The organism is Candidatus Alkanophaga liquidiphilum, assembly GCF_053996935.1.
Genome location: NZ_JBMXYC010000041.1, coordinates 21709 through 28337 on the forward strand (window position 1 = coordinate 21709; position 6629 = coordinate 28337).

The following is a 6629-nucleotide window of genomic DNA, read 5'->3' on the forward strand; positions in this document are numbered from 1 at the left end:
GCTCGCATGTTTTTACTTTTTTCGATTTTTTACGCCCGCAGCAGCTTATATTGCAACGCGCCACTCACCACGATGTTTACATAGTAGGTAACAAGCCGCCATGCCACTATCACAGGCGCAAGAAGCGACACGCTCACGAACGGCGAGAAAAGTGTGAGGGCGCCGAATTCCGCAACACCACTGCCGCCGGGCGTCGGCAGCATCGTGAGCACGACGATGATCACTTGAGCGGCGAATAACCCCACGAAAGCAGGGCGTGCGCCGAGACCCAATAATATCAAGGAAGGCGTAGAGAAATCCACGCACCAATGTAGTGCTGTGAAAAACATGCTATCTGCAATGCTTTTTTTGCGTCTCAGCAACATTAGCAGACCGTTTTTGAAGTTTTCTATCTCTCTTGCCACTTTTTCAAGCAATCTCTCCCGTTTCGAGTCTTTTGCGCTTATTCTGCCAACAACTCTCTTGATAAAGTTTTGCAGCGGCAAGGATGCTTTTTTGAAAACTTCCGGCCTTAACATGCCGATTAAGGCGGTTAAAACGCCTAAGAGTAGAAGCACGAGCACTGATATCATGACTGACGTCAGGATACGCTGTAAGCCTGACGTTGCGGTGCCACTCCTGAGCACGCCGAAAAAAACTACGAATGCGAAGGGGAGCATGAGCAAGAAGAAAAATACGTCGAGGATGCGCTCACTCAGCACGACTGCAGCGGCATTGCCAGCGCTCAGTCCGCTTTTGTGCAGAACATATGCTCTAACAGGCTCACCGCCGAGCATTGTCGGCGTGACCGCCGCTGGAAAAAGACCGGCGACCACGGCTTTGAACGACTCCTTCAAGCGTATTTTCGTGCCAAGCGCCGCACTCAGCGCCCGTATGCGAAGCGCTGCAAAGAGCCAAGAGAGGATGTGTGCGATGGCAGCTGCCACAAGAAACTGCAAGCTGATGTTGCGAATGTAGGTTAGAGTCTCGGCGCTAAGCGTGAGAACGCATATCAGGGCTATAGAGACGATGCTCACAGCTAATGCAAAAACAAGCTTCTTTGCGTCGCTCAGCTGCTTCCGGATTGTAGTTTCCACGTCGGTTTTTAGGGCGTAGGAATTTAAATTTTGGAGGGGAAAGCAAAAGCGGGGGCGGCGTGCGTTGAGAATAGATAGACCTAGGGGCACGAGGGACTTCCCGCCAGAAGAAATGCGGCGGCGTCGAGCTGTCGAGCGTAAGATGCGAGAGCTTGCGGAGCGTTGGGGCTACGAGGAGGTGCAGACACCGACGTTCGAGCACGTGGAACTGTTCACACTACGTTCCGGCGAGGAGATTGTGAAGGAGATGTACGACTTTGAGGACAAGAGTGGGCGACGGCTGGCGCTGCGTCCGGAGCTCACGGCGCCTGTGATAAGGATGTATGTAAACGAAATGAAGCTGCGGACGAAGCCACTCCGCCTCTACTACTTTGGAAACTGCTTCAGATACGAACGCCCGCAGAAGGGGCGTTTCAGGGAGTTTTGGCAGTTTGGCACCGAGCTCATAGGTGCTGGGACACCAGAGGCAGAAGCCGAGAGCATAGCGCTCGCATATACGATTTTAAAGGAGTTAAATGTCGAGTTTGAGCTGCACGTCGGGCATGTGGGACTGATAAGGAGCGTGCTCGGCGACGTTCCCGAAGAAATTAAGAACCGTGTAATGCGGCTTCTCGACAAAGGCGAGCTGAAGGATGCCGTGCAGACGCTGCGGCGCTGCGGCGGCGCAGCGAGTTGTGTTGACGACCTTTTGGGCTTGGTAAATTTGAGCGGCGACGCTACCGCCGTTGACGAAGCTTCCGAAATATTAAGGGGCAAGGGAGAAGAGGCGGTCAGCGAGCTGAAAGAGCTTCTTGAAGCTTTAGAGTGCTACGATGTGGACTTTAAGCTGAATTTCAGCATCGCCAGAGGTTTAGACTACTACACAGGAATGGTTTTTGAGGCTTATGCCACGAAGGGACTCGGCGCGCAGCGCCAGATATGCGGCGGCGGCTCTTACCGGCTCGCAGCGCTGTTCGGCGGCGACGATGCTCCGTCAACCGGCTTTGCCATCGGCTTCGACAGGATTATAGAAATCTGTAAGGCGCCGGAGGAGCGTTGTTTAAAAGTCGTGGTGGCTGCCGCAGGCAAAGAGCCGGAGGTCAGAAGGGCGGCGGTCAGCGTCGCCGAGAGGTTAAGAGAGGACTTCGTGGCATACGTGGACGTGATGCGGCGCAGCCTCGGCGCCCAGCTCTCATTTGCGGATGCCGTCGGCGCGGACTTTGCGGTCATCGTCGGGAAGCGGGAATTACGTGAAAACAAGGTTTTGATTAGAGATTTGCGGAGCGGGGAGCAGAAGTTGATGAACCTGGAGGCTTGCGTTGCGTATTTGCGCTCACTATGACGCCCGGCGTCTCTTCGCCTCTTAGGTCGTTAAATCCTCTAACAACGCCAAAATCTCAGATAGCCGTTGCACGACAGGCACGGCGCTGGCGCTGGGGGCCCCTCGCTCGTTCTTGAGTATAATGAAGCAGCCGGCACGCCTCGCAGCTTCCACATCGCTCCCCGTGTCGCCGACAAGCACGGCTTCGGCTGGGCGGACCGCAAGGGCGTCACAAGCTTTAAGGAGGATCTCAGGGTTGGGCTTACCCCTGCTGACGTCATCGCCAGTGACAACGACGTCAAGATATTTTCCAAGACGGAAATGCTCTATGATTCTCAACGTGTTCTTCTTCGGCGTGTTCGTGACGAGTCCCGTCTTATATTTCTGATGCACGGCTGCGAGCACGCCTCTTGCGTCAGGGAAAAGCCGCATCTTTTCCACGAGCTCGAGTTGCCGCCTTAAGCAGAATCTCACGGCGGCTTCATTCAGCCCCAACTCGCCAATATTATGACGTAAGTCAGGACCCCAGAACCTCTCCTCGAACTCCTTTTTGCTTATGCCTCGCAAGCCGAATTTCTTTATTGTGTCGTTAAATGCTTCATACCACGTGTCCTTGGAGTCCAAAAGCACACCGTCGAGGTCGAATAAAACCGCCCGCACCAGCATCTTGCTCCTCCTTATACTGCTTAACTGTGGAAGCTGCCACAAAAGATTTAAGAATCCCTAGCTACTTAAAACTGTGCGTCTTTATGCTTACGAGGCGAGGCAGTGTGACGGGAAGCGGTGCACCGCCCGGAAACTCGCGAAGCTCGGCGTCGTCACGTCGCTGCGACGGCTGAGAGAAATCCCAAGGAGCACTTTGCTCTTGAGCCCCTTTTCAGAGAAGGCGCTCTCGCAAGAGGACAAAAATGCAAAAAGTATAACAGTTTTTGACTGCTCTTGGCGGCGGATTGAAGAATTTTCTGCCATTCTTCAGCGTAAGAACACGAGGGCGTTACCCTTCCTGCTGGCGGCGAACCCCACGAACTTCGGCAAGCCGTTCCTGTTGAGCTCCGCAGAAGCGCTGGCGGCGGCGCTCTTCATCCTCAGCCACGTCGAACAAGCAAGGGTGGTGATGAGCAAGTTCAAGTGGGGCGACACGTTCTTCAAGCTGAACGAGCCCATGCTCGAAGCTTACAAAAAAGCGAGGAACAGCACCGAAGTCATCACGACGCAAGAACGCTTCATGCGTGATTTCCGACTTACGGCTGCTGAGCGGCGGGGACGCGGACCGGGACGGTAGTGTTGTGGACACAAGACTGTCCTGCATTTCCTTGTTTGAGGGTGCCCTCCCATAGCCAGAGAGCACCAACGCCACTGCTAAGCATCAATGCCAACACGGCAACTATCGCCGGCACGACGTGTTTACGTCCTACTCGGCGGTGTTTTCATATTTTTCAGCTCTCTGCTAACGGTGAGCTTGTAGAGCTTTTTAAGCTCTTCTAATTTTTCCTTTAGCTCTTCATTCACCCGGCACAGCTCCGCTTGCGATTTTTCCACAGTTCCTCGGTAGCGCTCGAGCGCTTAAGCAGCGTGAGTATTGCGCACGTCCCGATTTCACATGCTACTTTCTTGCCCTTGAGGTCACTTGGCGTTTTGGTGCCCTTACGAGCGCCGCCGTCGCCGCCGTAGGAGTGTCGGTGGACAACAGGATTTTGACGGTTTGCCACGAGCCGCGAGTTTCAAGACGCCATCGAGCTCTGCACGTCTCCTCTGCCCGCACTGCTCGAACGCCCGTATCGAGTCGGTATGGAGCAAAAAGCGAGACATGCCCACGCCGCCTTGGTTTCCTCCTTGTAGCCGAAATATAACAAGCATCATGGTTATAAGCAGCAACGCAAAACTATACTGGCATAACGTATTCTAGACGCCTCTCAAGCGCCTTCACGTTTTCTGTTTCAAAAGCTCCAATTCCTTCTCCAGCTCCTTTATCCGCTTCTTAAGCTCTATCATCTTGAGTTCTCTGTGGACGGTAACCTTGTAGAACTTTTCAAGCTCCTCCAGCCGCTCCTTGAGCTCTTCCTCCAATTCCTTACGTTCGGTGATGTCTCTAAGGGCGAGCAGTGTCTTCCCTTCAAACACCTCTATGATTTTCAGGTCTGCGATGCGATGGCTACCGTCCTTACGTATCAAAGTGACCTCGTAGTGCGTCGGCACCTCGTAAGAAGGGTCTTCTCTTTTCCGCCGGTAATGGTCGAGAATGCGTTCCGCCTCCTCCGCAGGCACGAACTTCATCCACGGCGAACCTACGATTTCCTCCCTACCGTAGCCTACCATCCTCGCAAGCTCCTTGTTAGCCATGATTATGATGTTGTTCGGCTCTACGATTGCCAGCCCGTCAGGACTTTCCTCAAAGAGCATCTCGTAGCGCTCTTTCGCCTCTCTAATGGCGGTCTCTGCGACTTTACGCTCTGAGATGTCCCTGAAGACCGCGAGCGCCGCCGTTCGCCCCTCGTAAAGAATTTGGCTGCCGTGAATCTCAAACGGGATGATTTTACCGTCCTTCGTAACGACTTCAACCTCATAGGGCGGGAACTCCTCACCTCTTATCCGCCTCGGCAGCATCTTAGCAATCTTTTTCTTGCTCTCCTCAGTGAGCGCTTTAAGTTCCCAGAGACTCTTACCGATGAACTCCTCACGGTTGAAACCTGTGAATTCTACAACTCGGTTGTTGATGTCAAGAAGGATGCCATTCTCATCAACAATAACTATGCCATCCATCTGGGCGTTGAACAAGCTTCTGAACTTCTCCTCTGAGGCTTTAAGCGCAAGCTCTGCCTCTTTACGTTCCGTTATGTCAATCATGGTGCCGAGGACTGCGGGCTTGCCACCGAGCATGACCCTTTGGGAATAAACTCCGACCCAAACGATTCTGCCATCTTTGCGCACGAGGCGATGCTCCACGTATGTCGCCTCAAGCTCGCCCTGCAGCCGCCTCAGGCCTATCTCCCGCACGAAATTCTGTTCTTCCTTAAACGACGTCTCCCAGAAGTTCATGTTCAGCAGCTCTTCCTTAGAGTAGCCAACCATCTCCGCGCATTGCTCGTTCACATACTCGAAGCGTCCTCCTCTGTGCAGGTAAATGCCCACGGGCGTTTTCTCGGCGAGCACCCTGTAAAACTCCTCAACCTCTCGCAGCCGCTGCTCAAGCACCTTCAGACTTTTGATAAGAATGCCCTCGACGACGACGCCCTCGATTTTCTCAACGCCTTCAAGAATCTCGTAGGTGCGAAAAGGCTTTGCGTTTAAGATTATTGGGACACGGCTGCCATCTTTTGCGAAGATTTCAGCTTCGAACGTGACGGTCTCGCCCCGCAACGCCCGCACAACGGCGTCCTTGACACTGTTTCTCAGTCTCGTGTCCTGAGCGAACCAGCCGCACTCCCAAAAGTGGCGCCCGAGAACTTCGTGGTATGCGTAGCCGAGACCCTCGACGGGCGGGGCGTTTGCGAAGAGCAGGCGACCTCTCTCATCAAGAAGCCCGGCGTATATGTAAAGGTTATCTAAAAGCCGAGCGTGCTTGTAAAGCTCTTCCTCACGCCGTTTCAGCGACGTGATGTCAGAGAAGCACTCGACGGCGCCGAACACGTTACCACTTTCGTCCTTTAACGGATGAAAACTCTTGAGAAGCCACCTCTTAGAGCCATCCTTGGCGATAATCTTAATCTCCCCAGTGACCCCCTCCCCAGCGTTTTCCACTTCTACTGCCGCTTGCTCTTGCGTCAGAGAGCGAAGCTTGCACCACTTCCGACACTCAGGACATATTTTCAAGAATATGCAGGGATTACCCACAACGTCCTCAGCTTTAAAGCCAGTGATGATAAAAGCAGCCTTGTTCCACGACGTTATTCGCCCGTCAGCATCCACAGTGAAGACGGCAACGGGCAAATGTTTCAAGGCGTCATGGACGACGCTTTTTGTCATGTTTAATAAAGTAATTACAATCTTTACTTAATATTTTTGCGGTCTTAGTAACTTTTTTAGTGATGTTTCTGACATCCTCTCATGCTAAAGCGTGAGAGGTTCCTGCTTCGGAGAGCAGAGGGCGAGTCACCGCCCGGTTAATGACTCCCGCAGGGAGTCTCTACCCCTGAGCGAGCCTTATATTTATACAACCTACTGCATCTCTATGGGCTTCCAGCCCGCATTTCATGCATTTAACAGTCTGCCGCTCTTTGTTACGTGTTTTGAGCCGCCGCAGCGTGGGCATTTGC

At 53.3% G+C, this 6629-nt stretch carries 6 protein-coding genes; 2 read left to right on the forward strand and 4 right to left on the reverse strand.

What is annotated here, in order from left to right; genetic code table 11:
* Window positions 1-29: 29 nt before the first annotated feature.
* The gene (locus ACXJJA_RS05530; protein WP_456487219.1) at window positions 30-1076 is read right to left on the reverse strand and encodes a lysylphosphatidylglycerol synthase transmembrane domain-containing protein; all 1047 of its coding nucleotides are present in this window, start codon (window positions 1074-1076) and stop codon (window positions 30-32) included.
* A gap of 64 nt (window positions 1077-1140) precedes the next feature.
* Between ACXJJA_RS05530 and hisS the strand changes: the two genes are divergently transcribed.
* Window positions 1141-2397 carry a histidine--tRNA ligase gene (hisS, locus tag ACXJJA_RS05535; RefSeq protein ID WP_456487220.1) on the forward strand — a complete coding sequence of 419 codons (1257 nt, stop codon included), beginning with the start codon at window positions 1141-1143 and terminating at the stop codon, window positions 2395-2397.
* Between the two features lie 21 nt (window positions 2398-2418).
* Here hisS and ACXJJA_RS05540 read toward each other — a convergent pair whose 3' ends face one another.
* Complete coding sequence (locus ACXJJA_RS05540; RefSeq protein ID WP_456487221.1) at window positions 2419-3042, reverse strand: HAD family hydrolase; 624 nt, start codon at window positions 3040-3042, stop codon at window positions 2419-2421.
* A 73-nt stretch (window positions 3043-3115) separates the two neighbouring features.
* On the opposite strand from ACXJJA_RS05540, the gene ACXJJA_RS05545 reads away from it, so the two are divergent.
* Window positions 3116-3658, forward strand: coding sequence for a DUF367 family protein (locus ACXJJA_RS05545; RefSeq protein WP_456487222.1), 543 nt, complete (start codon window positions 3116-3118; stop codon window positions 3656-3658).
* Between the two features lie 362 nt (window positions 3659-4020).
* Here ACXJJA_RS05545 and ACXJJA_RS05550 read toward each other — a convergent pair whose 3' ends face one another.
* Together ACXJJA_RS05550 and ACXJJA_RS05555 are read right to left on the reverse strand one after the other, a co-directional pair.
* Window positions 4021-4236: a hypothetical protein gene (locus tag ACXJJA_RS05550; RefSeq protein WP_456487223.1), complete on the reverse strand. Its 216-nt coding sequence runs from the start codon at window positions 4234-4236 to the stop codon at window positions 4021-4023.
* 63 nt (window positions 4237-4299) lie between these two features.
* On the reverse strand, window positions 4300-6339 hold the full coding sequence (locus tag ACXJJA_RS05555; RefSeq protein ID WP_456487224.1) for a PAS domain-containing protein: 2040 nt from the start codon (window positions 6337-6339) through the stop codon (window positions 4300-4302).
* Between the last annotated feature and the right edge of the window lie 290 nt (window positions 6340-6629).